14 protein-coding genes and 1 tRNA gene are annotated in these 13,481 nt (G+C 68.7%); 8 read left to right on the top strand and 7 right to left on the bottom strand.

Going from position 1 to position 13,481, the window contains the following annotated elements:
- Positions 1-29 precede the first annotated feature (29 nt).
- Entirely contained in the window at positions 30-965 is a 936-nt protein-coding gene (locus tag ACX1DX_RS08785; protein ID WP_459396295.1) for an aldo/keto reductase, read from the top strand.
- An 85-nt stretch (positions 966-1,050) separates the two neighbouring features.
- Positions 1,051-1,136 (top strand) — tRNA-Leu (locus ACX1DX_RS08780).
- A gap of 113 nt (positions 1,137-1,249) precedes the next feature.
- On the opposite strand, the gene ACX1DX_RS08775 is transcribed toward ACX1DX_RS08780, so the two are convergent.
- On the bottom strand, positions 1,250-1,732 hold the full coding sequence (locus ACX1DX_RS08775) for a pyridoxamine 5'-phosphate oxidase family protein (RefSeq protein ID WP_459396294.1): 483 nt from the start codon (positions 1,730-1,732) through the stop codon (positions 1,250-1,252).
- A 194-nt stretch (positions 1,733-1,926) separates the two neighbouring features.
- Between ACX1DX_RS08775 and ACX1DX_RS08770 the strand changes: the two genes are divergently transcribed.
- Positions 1,927-2,076, top strand: a complete 150-nt coding sequence (locus tag ACX1DX_RS08770) for a hypothetical protein (RefSeq protein WP_459396293.1) — start codon at positions 1,927-1,929, stop codon at positions 2,074-2,076.
- A gap of 4 nt (positions 2,077-2,080) precedes the next feature.
- Here the strand turns inward: ACX1DX_RS08770 and ACX1DX_RS08765 are convergent, their stop codons facing one another.
- Both ACX1DX_RS08765 and ACX1DX_RS08760 read right to left on the bottom strand, forming a co-directional pair.
- A complete protein-coding gene (locus ACX1DX_RS08765) occupies positions 2,081-2,731 on the bottom strand; it encodes a response regulator (RefSeq protein ID WP_459396292.1) in 651 nt (216 codons plus the stop codon).
- Positions 2,728-4,431 (bottom strand): sensor histidine kinase, encoded by a 1,704-nt coding sequence (locus ACX1DX_RS08760; RefSeq protein WP_459396291.1) that lies wholly within the window; start codon positions 4,429-4,431, stop codon positions 2,728-2,730. The genes ACX1DX_RS08765 and ACX1DX_RS08760 overlap by 4 nt, the downstream gene beginning before the upstream one ends.
- Positions 4,432-4,518: 87 nt before the next feature.
- Between ACX1DX_RS08760 and ACX1DX_RS08755 the strand changes: the two genes are divergently transcribed.
- Positions 4,519-4,920, top strand: a complete 402-nt coding sequence (locus ACX1DX_RS08755) for a hypothetical protein (protein WP_182764151.1) — start codon at positions 4,519-4,521, stop codon at positions 4,918-4,920.
- A 32-nt stretch (positions 4,921-4,952) separates the two neighbouring features.
- Here ACX1DX_RS08755 and ACX1DX_RS08750 read toward each other — a convergent pair whose 3' ends face one another.
- From ACX1DX_RS08750 to ACX1DX_RS08735, 4 genes are all read right to left on the bottom strand, one after another.
- Positions 4,953-5,645 carry a cytochrome b5 domain-containing protein gene (locus ACX1DX_RS08750; RefSeq protein WP_459396290.1) on the bottom strand — a complete coding sequence of 231 codons (693 nt, stop codon included), beginning with the start codon at positions 5,643-5,645 and terminating at the stop codon, positions 4,953-4,955.
- Positions 5,646-5,774: 129 nt separating this feature from the next.
- A complete protein-coding gene (gene iolG / locus ACX1DX_RS08745; protein WP_459398199.1) occupies positions 5,775-6,767 on the bottom strand; it encodes an inositol 2-dehydrogenase in 993 nt (330 codons plus the stop codon).
- A gap of 23 nt (positions 6,768-6,790) precedes the next feature.
- A complete protein-coding gene (locus ACX1DX_RS08740; RefSeq protein WP_459396289.1) occupies positions 6,791-7,864 on the bottom strand; it encodes a transaldolase family protein in 1,074 nt (357 codons plus the stop codon).
- A gap of 98 nt (positions 7,865-7,962) precedes the next feature.
- A complete protein-coding gene (locus tag ACX1DX_RS08735) occupies positions 7,963-8,706 on the bottom strand; it encodes a GntR family transcriptional regulator (protein WP_459396288.1) in 744 nt (247 codons plus the stop codon).
- A 177-nt stretch (positions 8,707-8,883) separates the two neighbouring features.
- Here ACX1DX_RS08735 and iolC point away from each other — a divergent pair, with 177 nt between their 5' ends.
- The 4 genes from iolC to iolD are packed head-to-tail and all read left to right on the top strand — an operon-like array spanning position 8,884 to position 13,476.
- Positions 8,884-9,840: a 5-dehydro-2-deoxygluconokinase gene (iolC, locus tag ACX1DX_RS08730; protein WP_459396287.1), complete on the top strand. Its 957-nt coding sequence runs from the start codon at positions 8,884-8,886 to the stop codon at positions 9,838-9,840.
- Entirely contained in the window at positions 9,837-10,703 is an 867-nt protein-coding gene (locus ACX1DX_RS08725; protein WP_459396286.1) for a Cgl0159 family (beta/alpha)8-fold protein, read from the top strand. Before iolC ends, ACX1DX_RS08725 begins: the two co-directional genes overlap by 4 nt.
- On the top strand, positions 10,700-11,587 hold the full coding sequence (gene iolB, locus ACX1DX_RS08720) for a 5-deoxy-glucuronate isomerase (RefSeq protein ID WP_076061198.1): 888 nt from the start codon (positions 10,700-10,702) through the stop codon (positions 11,585-11,587). Before ACX1DX_RS08725 ends, iolB begins: the two co-directional genes overlap by 4 nt.
- Positions 11,584-13,476: a 3D-(3,5/4)-trihydroxycyclohexane-1,2-dione acylhydrolase (decyclizing) gene (gene iolD, locus ACX1DX_RS08715; protein ID WP_459396285.1), complete on the top strand. Its 1,893-nt coding sequence runs from the start codon at positions 11,584-11,586 to the stop codon at positions 13,474-13,476. The genes iolB and iolD overlap by 4 nt, the downstream gene beginning before the upstream one ends.
- The last annotated feature ends 5 nt before the right edge of the window (positions 13,477-13,481 follow it).

Genomic DNA, 13,481 nt, shown 5'->3' with positions numbered 1-13,481 from the left:
CAGTGGTGACGGGCGGCTAGGAGGGCCCCATGAAGACTCATCGGCTCGGCACGACGGACCTTGAGGTTCCCGCTGTCGTCACCGGCGTGATGCGCATCCAGGACAAGACCGACGACGAGATCCGCGCGTTGTACACCGCCTCCCGCGAGGCGGGGATCAACTTCTTCGACCACGCCGACATCTACGGCTCGGCGCCCTACCACGGGTGCGAGAAGCGGTTCGCGGAGGCGCTGCGCCTCAGCGCGGCGGAGCGCGGGGAGATCATCCTGCAGACGAAGGCCGGGATCAACAAGGACGGCCCCTTCTTCGACTTCTCCTACGAGCACCTCGTGCGCCAGATCGACGATTCGCTGACCGCCCTGGAGACGGACTACCTCGACGTGTTCCTCCTCCACCGTCCGGACGCGCTGGTGGAACCCGAGGAGGTCGCCCGGGCGCTCGATGAGGCGGTGACCGCCGGCAAGGTCCGGCACGTGGGCGTCTCCAACCACACCCCGAACCAGATCGAGCTGCTGAAGCGATACGTGCGTCAACCCCTCGTCGCGAACCAGTTGCAGCTGTCGATCACGCACGCGCCCATCGTCGCGCAGGGCGTGGCGGCCAACATGGTGGACGTGAAGCAGTCGGTGAGCCTGGACCTGGGCATCCTCGACTACTGCCGCCTCCATGACATCACCGTCCAGGCGTGGTCGCCGTTCCAGGCTGCATTCTTCAACGGCGTGTTCCTCGGCAACGCCGACTACCCGGAGCTCAACGCCGTCATCGACCGGTTGGCTGCCAAGTACGGGGTCGCGCCGGAGGGTATCGCCACCGCCTGGATCACCCGCCACCCGGCCAACATCCAGGTTGTGCTGGGCACGACCACTCCCGAGCGCGTCACAAAGGCAGCCGCCGGGGCAGACGTCGAGCTCACCCGCCCCGAGTGGTACGAGCTGTTCAGGGCCGCCGGGTACCTCGTCCCGTGATGCCGCGGTGCCCCCTGGCTGTCGCCGTTTTGTGCGCCGCGGCGAGGGGGTGCTAAGGTTTGACGTCGGGTCGAGAGACCCGGATGCGCGCGTGGCGGAATGGCAGACGCGCCGGCTTCAGGTGCCGGTGCCCGCAAGGGCGTGGAGGTTCAACTCCTCTCGCGCGCACCACCAGCAACAGATGAGAAATCCCCAGCCAGCTACCCTGGCTGGGGATTTCCTGTCTATAGCGACGCAGCCTGGAGCGACGCAGCCTGTCGCGACGCAGCGCGATGTGGTCAGGGTCAGAGTTGGACCGTGCCGTGTTCACCCTGGTCTGGTCGCTTGCCCGTGACAGCGGCCTTGGCCAACCCGATCAGCGTCGCCACCTGGCTGCCGCCGTCCCAGTACTCGGCGGTGTTGACGTTCACCTCGAGGATGACGTTGGCCGGGTCTTCGGCATCTCCGGCGTACGCCTCCTGGATGCGGTTCCACAGTTCGCGCTTCTTGGCCGTGTCGCGTTCGACCCGACCAGTGCCCGACATCGACACGTAGGCGCTGCCATCCATGATCGAAAGGTTCACCTGCTGCCCGTCGGACTGGGTCGAGACGTCGTTGTCGCCCTGTGTGATGAAACGAAAGACCGACTCCTCCCGCTCCGCGATGGTCATGGGGCGGCTCATGAGCGCGCCGTCGGCGTCGCGCGTGGTGACCATCACGAAGCGCCGGCCCTTGATGAGGTCGTCGAGATGAGCGGCGTGCTCCGCCGGAGTCGTGTGCTTATCCATGGAGCGACTGTAAACGTTGAACAAACCTGACACAAGGGATGGCGCAGTCGTCCTTGAACAGATGGCATGGGTACGCAGCGGCGTAGTAGCAGGGGCGGTCCTGGGCCGTTGCGCGGAACGGTGCATGGGGGGACGCGGGATGACAGAATCAGCCCACGGGCTGACGCGCGGCCCGGGGTCCTGGGGAGGCCGACGTGGTGGTCGCAATTCTGTTGTGCCTGGGTTCCACCTGGGGCATCGTCACGGGCGTGGTCCAGCATAGGACGGCGCGGATCATTGTCTCGACGATGGTGCTCATCCTCGTGATCGCCGGGTGGATCTACTTCTCCCTGAACCCGTACTGACTGGTCACTCCCCGGGGCGGACGATCCCGTGCTCATAGGCCAGGACGACAGCCTGGACGCGATCCCGGAGCCCGAGTTTCTGCAACACCCGCGCGACGTGCGTCTTCACGGTCTGGATGCCGACGAACAGCGTTTCGGCGATTTCCGCATTCGACTTCCCCCGGGCGATGAGGGTCAGCACCTCGGTCTCCCGCTCGGTGAGCAAGTGGTATCCCGGCGGCGGGCCCGCGTGTCCTGTGCGCGTGAACTGTTCGATCAGCCGCCTGGTGATGCTGGGCGCCAGGAGTTCCTCTCCCCGGGCAACGGCGCGCACGCCCGAGAGGAGCTGGTCTGTGGGTGCGTCCTTGAGCAGGAAGCCGCTGGCGCCGGCGACGAGCGAGTCGTAGACGAGTTGGGACCGGTCGAAGGTGGTGAGCATGACGACGCGGACGCCCGTGGTGGCGGTGATGATCGCTCGTGTTGCGTCGATGCCGTCGACCTTCGGCATCCGAATGTCCATGAGCACCAGGTCCGGGCGGAGCGTGCGCGCCAGGTCTATCGCCTCCCGCCCGTCCGCCGCCTCAGCGACAACGTCGAGGTCATCTTCCGCGGAGAGGATCATCCTCAGGCCGGTGCGGACGAGTTCCTGGTCGTCAGCCAGCAGGATGGTGGTCATGGGTTCTCCTGAGGGATGGTGGCCGCGACGCGAAAGCCGCCCCCGGCGGTGGGGCCGGTGTCGAGCGTTCCTCCGGCCGCCGCGATGGCCGCGGCGAGCCCCTTCAGTCCCGTGCCCGTGCCGGTACCGGGGAGCGCGTTGCCGGTGTGCTCAGCGCCGCCGTCGAGGACCTCGAGCATGATCGCCCCTGGGAGTCTCCTGACGCGCACCTGCGCCGTCGCTCCGGCGGCGTGGCGGGCGACGTTGATGATCGCCTCGCGGACGATACGGTGCGCGAGGACGGCGGCGGCGCCGGCGGGCACGGGGTCCGCGCTCACCGTGACGTCGACGCCGGCTCGTCGGCCGATGGCGGCGAGGCGGGCCGGGTCCAGGGGTGCCGCGCGGGATTCGATGGTTTCGAGGCCGTTCTTCAGCTCGTCGAGACTCTGCGCCGCGACCTGTGCGATGAGGCTCAGCGTGGCATCCTGGCCGGATCCCTGCCGCTGCCGTGCGCCCGCATGCAGGCAGACGACGGTCATCCCATGTGCGACGGTGTCGTGCAGCGTGCTGGCCAACGCCTCGCGCTCCCGCGCGACAGCGAGCCGGACCGCCGCGCCCCGCCCGCGTTCGAGCGCTTCCACCACCTCCCGTGTCCGGCGCAGCCGTTCCTGCCATCCGCTGACGATTCGGCCCAGTAGGAGCGCGCTGAGCGACCACAGAAGCACGGGCCCAACGCCCTCTCCAGGGCCGACGAGCTCGATCGCGACCACACCGGCGGCGGTGATCGCCCCGCCCAGCAGCAACCGGCGCGCCGGGCACCATGCGCCGATGCTGTAGAAGAGGGCCGAAAGCAGAGCGATGCCCGTGACGAGGGAGGAGATCGGCGTCAGCCACGCGCTCATCAGTACCCCGAGCGCCGAGGAGACGGCAGCCGCGAGGATGGGGTGGGTCCGGCGCCAGACGAGGGGCGTGCATACGGCGGCAGCCCCGACGACATCTACCCAGAGGAGCGGGCCCCGCGCGTCGGAGGTCAACGCCACCTCGACCCCCATCGCGACGGCCAGCGCGGCTGCCATCAGGGCGTCCGAGGGAGACCAGTCGGTCCGGGGCGCCGTGGGCTCCGGCTCCGGCACGTCCGCCGCCGTCGGGGTCTCCTCGCGCATGGAGCCGACCGCGTCGCGCAGCAGGTCAAGTACTTGGCGCGCCTGGCGCTCGAGCACGGGCAACGCGGTGCGGTCACCGCCGCGGAGTGCGCCTTCGGCCCTGAGCGCGATCCCGGCGATCCGCTCGGCCAGGTCCGCGTGCACCTCGGCTTGCACCCCGTTGAGCACGTCCAGCCGCGCCGCCTCGACGTCGATGCGCTGTTGCTCCTCCAACTCCGCCTGGAGCCGAGCGAGCCGACCGACGTGCAGCGCGCGGGCCTTGACGGCGGCCCCGGCGAGCGCGGGACCCCCGACGAGTACCGCGAAGAACACGAGGTCGTCGAGCCAATGGAACCCGTCGCCGAGGGCCTGGTTGGCGAGCACCAGCAGGCTGGTACTCAGCACGACGCTGCCAGCGGCCTCCAGGCGCGGCAACCAGGCACCGGCCGTGTACCCCGCGAGGATCGCGATGAGGAGCGTGGGCCCGTCGAGATACCAGTCGAAGCCGTTCCAGGCGGCCAAGAGAGACACCGGTCCGCAGCAGACGAACAGTGTGGCCGCAATGACCCTGCGTGTCACGAAACCGAGTTTAGTCACCGCAATCTCATCACACGTCACTCTCCGGAGGGATGACGGTACTGCCCTGCCTGAGCGAGCGTTGAACCCATGAATGCACACCGACTCGCGCTATGGGCCGCCGTCGCGGCCGTCATCATCTGGGCACTCAAGGCTGCTGCGATCGGCATCGCCGGCGGACCTGGCAGGAGCCCTCTCGAAGACCCGCTCTTCTTCGGCGGGCTGCTGGCGTTCGTCATCGCCGTTGTCGCACTCGTCGCCGCAGCAACCGGCGGCGCCCGCAGGTGGATCCGCGTGCTGTTCTTCGTCGGCGTAGTGGTCGCCGGCGCGGTCCTGACCTTCGCCGTCGGAGCAATCGTGGAGGCAGTAGGCGGGCAGGACGGCAGCGCTCATTGGCTCTGGGGCGAGGTGAACCTCTGGGTATCTGCGCTGGTGGTCCTGACCGCTTCCGCCGTGCTGGTCCGCGGTCGCCCGCGGTCCCGCTGGGCTTGACCTGCCACCGGTACCCGGGTCAGCGAGCGCCGTCAGGCCAGTGGGCCGAGCAGGTAGCTCTTCAGCGTCGGCTGCGCGACTTCGCTCTGGCCGTGCTGGCCGGTGAACTGTGCCGTCGCGTCCGTGCCGCACAGCGGCTCGATCCGCTCGGGGCCGCCCGGGTGCTGCGGGATCCAACTGGTGACGTCGTAGGCGTTGCCATCGACGGCGATCCAGCAGTCGGCGGACGTGCTGTGGGCCGCCACGTCGGCCATCGTGTAGGCGCTCTGCCCAGGTGCCGCAGCCCTCACCGCCACGCCGGACCAGGCCGCCGTCGCGCCCGAGTGGCCGGTGAGGGTCACCAGCACCAGCACCACGATCGCCAGCGCGGAGACCACCCAGCCGAACACGCCCCGCGTTGACGCCACGTCGGCCTTGCGAACGCGCCAGAGCCAGGCCCCGCCCACCAGCAGCAGCACCACGGAGGCCAGGGCGGTCCACATGCCCAGTTCTGAGTGGGCGACGGGGAGGCCAACCTTCGCGGCCAGGTCGTCGCCGGTTCCCCAGGCCGCGACCGCACCCAGAGCGCCGAGGGCAACGAGACCCAGCACGGCGATGGCGAACCGGGGGCGCCAGGCGGGCTTCAGTGTGAGCGCGATGATGGCGAGCGCCGACAGCGGCAACAGGACCACGGGCAGGTGCACGAACAGTGGGTGGGCCGGCAGCCCGAGGATGTCTTCCAGCATGGTGAAGAGACTAGATGTCGCGAAGGGCGGAGCAGAAGGTGTCGCACCTGGGCGTTCGCTGTGAGGTGCGGGGGCATGCGCAACCGCTGGGCCTTGGAGCAATCCAACGCCCGGCGGTATCGCATCTTCCTACTCGACGCGCACAGGGCGACCACTGCGAGCCGATTCCTCGGCCGCCTCGGCCAGCACGAGGGCCTCGATGCCGTCACCGATGGTCGGCGACACCTCGCCGCCCTCGTTGATCGCGTCGATGAAGGACGCCAGCTCGTCGCGGTACGCGTCGGCGTAGCGCTCCAGGAAGTAGTCCAGGTATGGGTCCTGGGCCGCGCTGAAGTCCTTCTTGTTCACGGTCAACGACGTGGGGCGCAGGTTGTCGACGAACAGCGAACCGTCCGCACCGTGCACCTCCATCCGCTGGTCGTAGCCGGCGGCGCAGTGGCGGTTGTTGGTGATCGACGCCACGGCACCGTCGACGCTGCGCAGCACGACGACCGCGCCGTCGAAGTCGCCGGTGTCCGCCAGTTCGGGGATGTTGTTCTGTCCGAACGCGGTGACCTCGGCGATGTCGCCCATGAAGAACCGGGCCTGGTCGAAGTCGTGGATGGTGCAGTCCTTGAAGATGCCGCCCGACTGCGCGATGTAGCTCGCCGGGGGAGCGGCGGGATCACGCGATTGGATGGTCATCTGCTCGACGCGGCCGATCTCTCCGGCGGCGACGAGATCGTGCGCCTTCTTGATCGACGGGTCGTAGCGACGCTGGAAGCCCACCATCACCGGCGGGTGCTGGAAGGTGGCCAGATCGGCCTCCAGTTCGCGCGCCTGCGCGACCGACGAAGCAACCGGCTTCTCGCAGAGCACGGCCTTGCCGGCCCGCGCCGCGGCAAGGACCTGCTCGGCGTGCAGCGGGGTGGGCGAGCCGATGATCACGGCGTCCACCTCAGGATCCGCGAACACCTCGGCGGCGTCCTTCACGGCCCGTGCGCCATGCGCGGCGGCGAGATCCTCTGCCGCGGTGCCGAACGGATCCGACACGAGCACGAGCTCGGCGCGGGGGTGCGACGCGATCGCCTGGGCGTGCACCCGGCCGATGCGGCCGGCGCCGATGATGGCTACGCGGAGCAACTTGTCTGTCATGTACCCACTCCTCAGGGGGCTGGAACGATGATGTCGCGGACGAGAGCGTCGAGATCGGCGTCTGCCGCGAGGAACTGGCGGAGGGTCTTGCGGGTGGGGCCGAAGTCCTCGAACTCCTCGGGCGTCATCCCGTCGACCTCGTAGGCGCGGCGGAAGTCCTCGATCTTCAGCAGCTCGTTGAGGTGCTCCTGCTTGACGGGCTCGTCCATGCGGGGGACGGTCTCATATCCGGACTCGTTGATGGTCTTCTGCCACTTGAACGGCGGGGAGACCACCACGTCGCCGCCCACGAACTCAGCCCAGTGGTTGACGTTGCGGAACGCGGCGGACAGGACGCGCGAGCGGTAGCAGCGCTCCTGGAAGATCTTGTAGGCACGCTTCATGCACGCGACGCCGGCCCAATCGAGGGCCTCCGGGTCCACGGAGAGTCCCTCGCGCTCGGCGGCTTCCTTGAGCCAGTCGTCGAGGCGTCCCACCATGATGGTGACGACGGGGCCCATCTCGGAGATGTCATGGCCCTCGGCCTCGCGGCGCTTCAGGCCGCGCTCGATGGCTTCTCCCGCCTGCACCGCCTGGGGTACGGAGAAGGAGACGGTCACGTTGATGGACACGCCGCGGTAGCTGGCCTCTTCGATGGCCTCCAGGCCGGTCTTGGTGGCCGGGATCTTCACGACGATGTTGTCGGCGAGCTCATGGAACTCCACGGCCTGGTCCGCGAGCGCCTGGGCGTCGCGGTGGAGGCGCGGGTCGGTCTGTACCGACAGGCGGCCGTTGCGGCCGTTGTGCTCCCTGAAGATCGGCTCGAGCAGCGCGGCTGCTTCGACGGACATGTCCTTGACGGCCTGCCAACCGATCTGCGACTCGCCCCAGGTGGGGTGCTCGGCCGCGATGGCCTCGATGCGCGGACGCCACTCATCGAGGTGCTGCTTGATGGTGGTGTAGGCGATCACCGGGTTGCATGTGGCCCCGACCCCGCCGAACGCGATGGACTGCTTCAGCTCATCGAGATCCGAGGAATCGTTCCACAGGGACGTGGGGGTGGTCTGCGCTGCGGCCAGTAGCGGGCCGGGGGTGTAGTCAGTCATCTGGCTCCTGCTTTCACGGAGAGCGGCGGCGTCGCCGTACATGACCTCAGTTAATCGCATTGTCTATGCATAGTCAAGACATTGTCAGAACATTCGCCTCAGGACGTGAACAACGTGAACTGGAACGAGTACAGCGAGGGGCGGTAGACGTGGTTGCCCAGTTCGACGGCACGGCCCTCGGCCGTGCGGCCCACCCGGTGCATCGTCAGCAGCGGCGCGCCCTTGTCCTCGCCGAGGAGCTCCGCCTCTTCAGCCGTGGCGCCGCGGGCGCCGACCGACTGCTGCGCCGCCGCGATCAGCACGTCGCGCTTCAGCAAACACTGGTAGAGGCCGTGCTCGCCCAGTTCCTGCCAGGTGGGGGCGATGTCGAGCGGGATGAGGTTGGTGAGGATGGCCAGGGGGTGGTCGTCGGCGTAGCGCAGGCGGCTGACTTCGAGCAGTCCCTCGCCGGCCTTCATGCCGAGCTTCTCGGCCTCGTCGGCGGTCGCCTCGCGCACCTGGTAGTGGAGCACCTTGGTGGAGGGGGAGAAGCCGGCCTCCACGAGGTCCTCGTTGAGGGAGGAGAGCTTCATGGGGCGGTGCACGTGGGGCGGGGCGACGCGGGTGCCGACGCCGCGTCGGCGGGTCAGCAGGCCCTTGGCGACCAGTTCCTGGAGAGCGCGGCGCGCCGTCGGGCGGGCGACGTCGAGGCGCTGGGCCATCGAGACCTCGTCCTCGATGCGCGCGCCTGCTGCGAGTTCACCGGAGAGGATGGCCGCCTCGATGGGTTGGGCGATCTGGTCATACAGGGGACGATCCGAGTTGCGGTCGATTGTGATGTCCGGGGTGTAGGTCTCGTCCATGCATACTCCTTGACCTGGCCGACTTTGGCAGCGGTGTGAACCGCCAGAGCGGTATTGCGACCAGATCATACTCCGGAGGCGCGCGTCTCGAATGTGTGCACAAAGAGTTGACCACGGTGTTCCAGTCGGGCAGACTGAGGGCCGACGAAGGAGGTCATCACTGTGGATGGCGAACACGTGCCCGAGATTCTCGTGGTGGGGCGCTGCAGCGTCGACGTGTATCCGCTCGAGGTCGGGGTCCACCTTGAGGATGTGAGCGTTTTCCGGAAGTTCCTCGGCGGTTCCGCCACCAACGTCGCGGTCGCGGCGGCGCGCTACGGCCGCACCGTCACGGCGCTCACCGGCGTGGGCGACGACCCGTTCGGCCGTTTCATCATCGCTGAGCTGGGTCGGCGGGGTGTGGACGCCTCGCACGTGGTGACCAATCCCGCGTTCAACACTCCCGTGACATTCTGCGCGATCTTTCCGCCGGACAACTTCCCGCTCTACTTCTATCGCGCGCCGACCGCACCGGATCTCGAGTTGCGTCCGGAAGATCTGCCGGCCGACCTCGCCGACTACCGCATCCTCTGGATGACCGCCAGTGGCCTGTCGGTTGAGCCTTCACGTCAGACCCACCGAACCCTGGCCCGCACGGAGCGCAGCGGGATGCTGGTGTTCGACCTGGATTACCGCGCCCGTTTCTGGGACGACGAGGTGACCGCCTCGGGGCACATCAGCTCCATGCTGGAACACGCCGACGTCGCGATCGGCAATCTCGAGGAGTGTCGCATCGCGGTGGGTGAGACGGACCCGGAGCGAGCCGCCGACGCGCTGCTCGACCGGGGCGTCGACATCGCCATCGTCAAGCAGGGCCCCGTCGGCACTTTCGCCAAGTCCCGCACCCAGAGCACCTTCGTGCCGGCCAACCGGATCGAGGTCGTCAACGGCCTCGGCGCCGGCGACGCGTTCGGTGGCGCGGTGTGCCACGGCCTCCTCAACGGCTGGGAACTGCCGCAGCTCATCCGGTTCGCCTCCGCGGCCGGCGCCATCGTGGCGTCCAAGCTCGAGACCGCCCCCGCCATGCCGGACCAGGCTGAGGTCGAGGAAATGCTGGCCCGCCACCCGGAAACCGACGCACGGGGGCAGGCGTGATCACCTTCGACGACCTCACTGACCTGCGCTTCACGCGCCCCGACGCAGTGGCTGCGGCCCTCGCTGCCCGCGCGCCCGGCGTCATGCCGGCACCGGGGGAGAAGCTGCTGGTCATCGCGGCAGATCACCCGGGCCGCGGCGCCCTCAAGGCCGGCAGCGACGAGTTGGCCATGGCGTCGCGCCGCGTGCTCCTCGAACGGTGCGCCGTGGCGATCGCCCGGCCCGGCGTCGGCGGGTTCCTCGGCACCCCGGACCTCATCGAGGAACTCGCCCTCCTCGGCGCCCTCGAGGGCAAGCTGGTGTTCGGCTCCATGAACCGCTCCGGCCTGGCCGGCTCCGCGTTCGAGGTGGACGACCGCATCACCGGCTACACCGCGCCCAGCATCGAGCAGGCGGGCCTCGACGGGGGCAAACTCCTCCTGCGCATCGACCTGCAGGATCCGGCCACCCCTGCCATGCTGGAACAGGCCGCGCGCGCCGTCGACGACCTGGCCGCGGCGGGGCGCATCGCGATGCTGGAACCCTTCATCAGCCGCCGCGTGGAGGGTCAACTCACCAACGACCTGTCGCCCGACGAAGTCATCCGCGCCATCAGCGTGGCCTCCGCGTTGGGCCACACCTCGGCGCGCACCTGGCTGAAGCTGCCGTGCGTGGCGGACATGGACCGCGTGCTGGAGTCCACCACGCTGCCGGTCCTGCTGCTGGGCGGCCCGGTCCCGGAGCAGATGGACGAAACCGTCCACGCCTGGGCCAACTCACTGCGCAATCCCAGCGTGAAGGGGCTCGTCATCGGGCGCGCCCTGCTCTTCCCCCGCGACGGTGATGTGGCCGGCGCGGTCGACCGACTCGTGGAGGTTCTGTGAACGACAACGCCAAGTACGTCATCCCTGCGGGGGAAACTGCCCATGGCAACTTCGAGACGGACGTGACCGCGCAGCGCGCCGGCTGGGAGTGGTGTTCGATCCGCGTGCTCGGGCTGCCGGCCGGGGCCGCGCAGACCGTCGACACCGGCGGCGAGGAGATCCTGGTGCTGCCGCTCAGCGGATCCTGCACCGTGAAGGTCGACGGTGAGACACACCGCCTGGAGGGCCGCGGCGAGGTCTGGACCGAGATCACCGACTACCTGTACGTTCCGCGCGGCAAGACCGCCGTCATCCACAGCGAGCAGGGCGGCCGGTTCGCGCTGCCCGGGTCGAAGGCCACCAAGGACCTCCCCGTCGTGTACTGCCCGTCGTCGCAGGTCATCACGACGCTGCGCGGCACCGGCAACTGCTCGCGGCAGGTCAACAACTACGCGTTGGGCAACCCGCTGGAGACGTCCCACCTGCTGGCGTGCGAGGTGCTGACGCCCGGCGGCAACTGGTCCAGCTACCCGCCCCACAAGCACGACGAACACACTCAGGACGAACGCGTCCTCGAGGAGATCTACTACTACGAGGTGCGCCCCGGCCGAGACGGTTCGAAGGGGATGGCGCTCCAGCGCATCTACCCGTCGCCCGGCAAGCCCATCGACGTGTGCACCGAGGTCAACTCCCGCGACGTCGTGGTGATGCCGTTCGGCTACCACGGCCCGTCGGTCGCCGCCCCCGGCTATGACCTGTACTACCTCAACGTCATGGCCGGTCCCTCGGAGGACTCCACCTGGCTGATGACCGACGACCCCCATTACACATGGATCCGTCAGGCCTGGGAAGAGTCCGAGGTCGACCCCCGTCTCCCCATGACCCCCCTCAATCCCCAGGAGTGAGCATGACCACCACCGTTCGCCTTACCGTCGGGCAGGCTGTTGTCCGATTCCTCGTCAACCAGTTCTCGGAATCCGACGGCGTGGAGCGCCGCCTGATCGCCGGCGCCTTCGGCATCTTCGGCCACGGCAATGTCGCCGGCATGGGCCAAGCGTTGCTCCAGAACGACCTCGACCCGGAACCCGACGGCGGTGAGATGCCCTACATCATGCCCCGCAACGAGCAGGGCATGGTCAACGCCGCCGCCGCGTACGCCAAGTCCACCAACCGCACGCAGACATGGATGTGCACCTCGTCCATCGGCCCTGGCGCGCTGAACATGGTGACCGGCGCCGCCGTCGCCACCACCAACCGGCTGCCCGTGCTGCTGTTCCCCTCGGACCAGTTCGCCACCCGCGCGCCGGATCCGGTGCTGCAGCAGGTAGAGGACCCGGTGTCGCCGCTAACGGCGGCCACCGACGCCTTCCGGCCCGTGTCGCGGTTCTTCGACCGAGTCACACGCCCCGAACAACTCATCCCGTCGCTGATGCAGGCCATGCGCGTGCTGACCGATCCGGCCGAAACGGGAGCCGTCACCGTCGCCCTGCCCCAAGACGTGCAGGCCGAAGCCTACGACTTCCCGGTGGAGTTCTTCGCCAAGCGGGTCTGGCGGATCCGCCGTCCTGCGCCGGAGAGGGTCGCCATCGAGCGCGCCGCCGAGATCATCCGCGGCGCCAAGCGCCCGCTCATCGTCTCCGGGGGTGGCACGATCTACTCCGGGGCCAGCGACGTGCTACGTGCCTTCGCCTCGGCCACCGGCATCCCGGTGTCGGACACCCAAGCCGGCAAGGGTGCGATCGACGCCGACCACGAGTGCTCCGTGGGCGGGGTGGGCTCCACCGGCGCCGAGTCGGCCAACGAACTGGCGCGCGGGGCGGACGTGGTGATCGGCATCGGCACCCGCTACTCCGACTTCACCACCGCGTCGCACACCGCGTTCCGCAACCCGCACCTCCGGTTCGTCAACATCAACGTCGGCGCCTTCGACGCGGCCAAGCACGCCGCCGAGATGGTGGTGGCCGATGCGCGCGAGGCCCTGGTGGCCCTGAGCGAGGCGCTCGAAGGCTACCGGGTCGACGAGGCGTACTCCGCCGAGGTCGCCCGCCTGCGTGACGAGTGGGCCACCACCACGGACGAGTGCGTCAACGTCGGCCATCAGCCGCAGCCCGCCCAGATCGAGGTCTTCGGCGCGCTCAACGAGATGATGGGCGAGAACGACGTCGTGATCAACGCGGCCGGCTCCATGCCCGGCGACCTCCAGTCGCTGTGGCGCGCCAAGACCCCCGTGCAGTACCACGTGGAGTATGCGTTCAGCACCATGGGCTACGAGATCCCCGCCGCGATGGGCGTCAAGCTCGCGCTGCCGGACAGCGAAGTGGTGGCCATCGTCGGCGACGGCACGTACCAGATGCTGCCGATGGAACTGGCCACCATCGTGCAGGAGGGCCTCAAGGTCATCCTGGTCCTGTTGCAGAACCACGGGTTCGCGTCCATCGGCGCGCTGTCCGAATCGCACGGCTCGCAGCGCTTCGGCACCCGGTACCGCAAGGGCTCGGTGCCGCACAACCGGGACGGTGACCTGCTCCCCGTCGACATCGCCACCAACGCCGAGAGCTGGGGCGTCACAGTGTTGCGGGTGAAGACCATGGAGGAATTCCGCGCCGCCTACCGCGAGGCCGAAGCCATGGACCGCGCCGTGATGATCTACATCGAGACGGCCCTCATCGGCCCCAACCCGCCCAGCAGCAGCTGGTGGGACGTGCCGATCGCCGAGGTGTCGCGCATCTCCTCGACGCAGGAGGCCCGCGCCCGCTACGAAACCAACCGCGCCCCCCAGCGCCACTACCTCTGACCGAG

The sequence above is a fragment of the Tessaracoccus zhenghani genome, from assembly GCF_054552775.1.
Note: the sequence above shows the minus strand (reverse complement) of the source record. Positions and strands in the feature narration are given on the sequence as shown.

What these genes read in the sequence shown, in the direction of transcription:
- ACX1DX_RS08735 (WP_459396288.1), bottom strand. Translation starts at nt 8,706, where the DNA reads ATGGACGAGACCTACACCCCGGACATCACAATCGACCGCAACTCGGAT.
- ACX1DX_RS08775 (WP_459396294.1), bottom strand. Translation starts at nt 1,732, where the DNA reads ATGGATAAGCACACGACTCCGGCGGAGCACGCCGCTCATCTCGACGAC.
- ACX1DX_RS08755 (WP_182764151.1), top strand. Translation starts at nt 4,519, where the DNA reads ATGAATGCACACCGACTCGCGCTATGGGCCGCCGTCGCGGCCGTCATC.
- ACX1DX_RS08785 (WP_459396295.1), top strand. Translation starts at nt 30, where the DNA reads ATGAAGACTCATCGGCTCGGCACGACGGACCTTGAGGTTCCCGCTGTC.
- ACX1DX_RS08750 (WP_459396290.1), bottom strand. Translation starts at nt 5,645, where the DNA reads ATGCTGGAAGACATCCTCGGGCTGCCGGCCCACCCACTGTTCGTGCAC.
- ACX1DX_RS08765 (WP_459396292.1), bottom strand. Translation starts at nt 2,731, where the DNA reads ATGACCACCATCCTGCTGGCTGACGACCAGGAACTCGTCCGCACCGGC.
- ACX1DX_RS08740 (WP_459396289.1), bottom strand. Translation starts at nt 7,864, where the DNA reads ATGACTGACTACACCCCCGGCCCGCTACTGGCCGCAGCGCAGACCACC.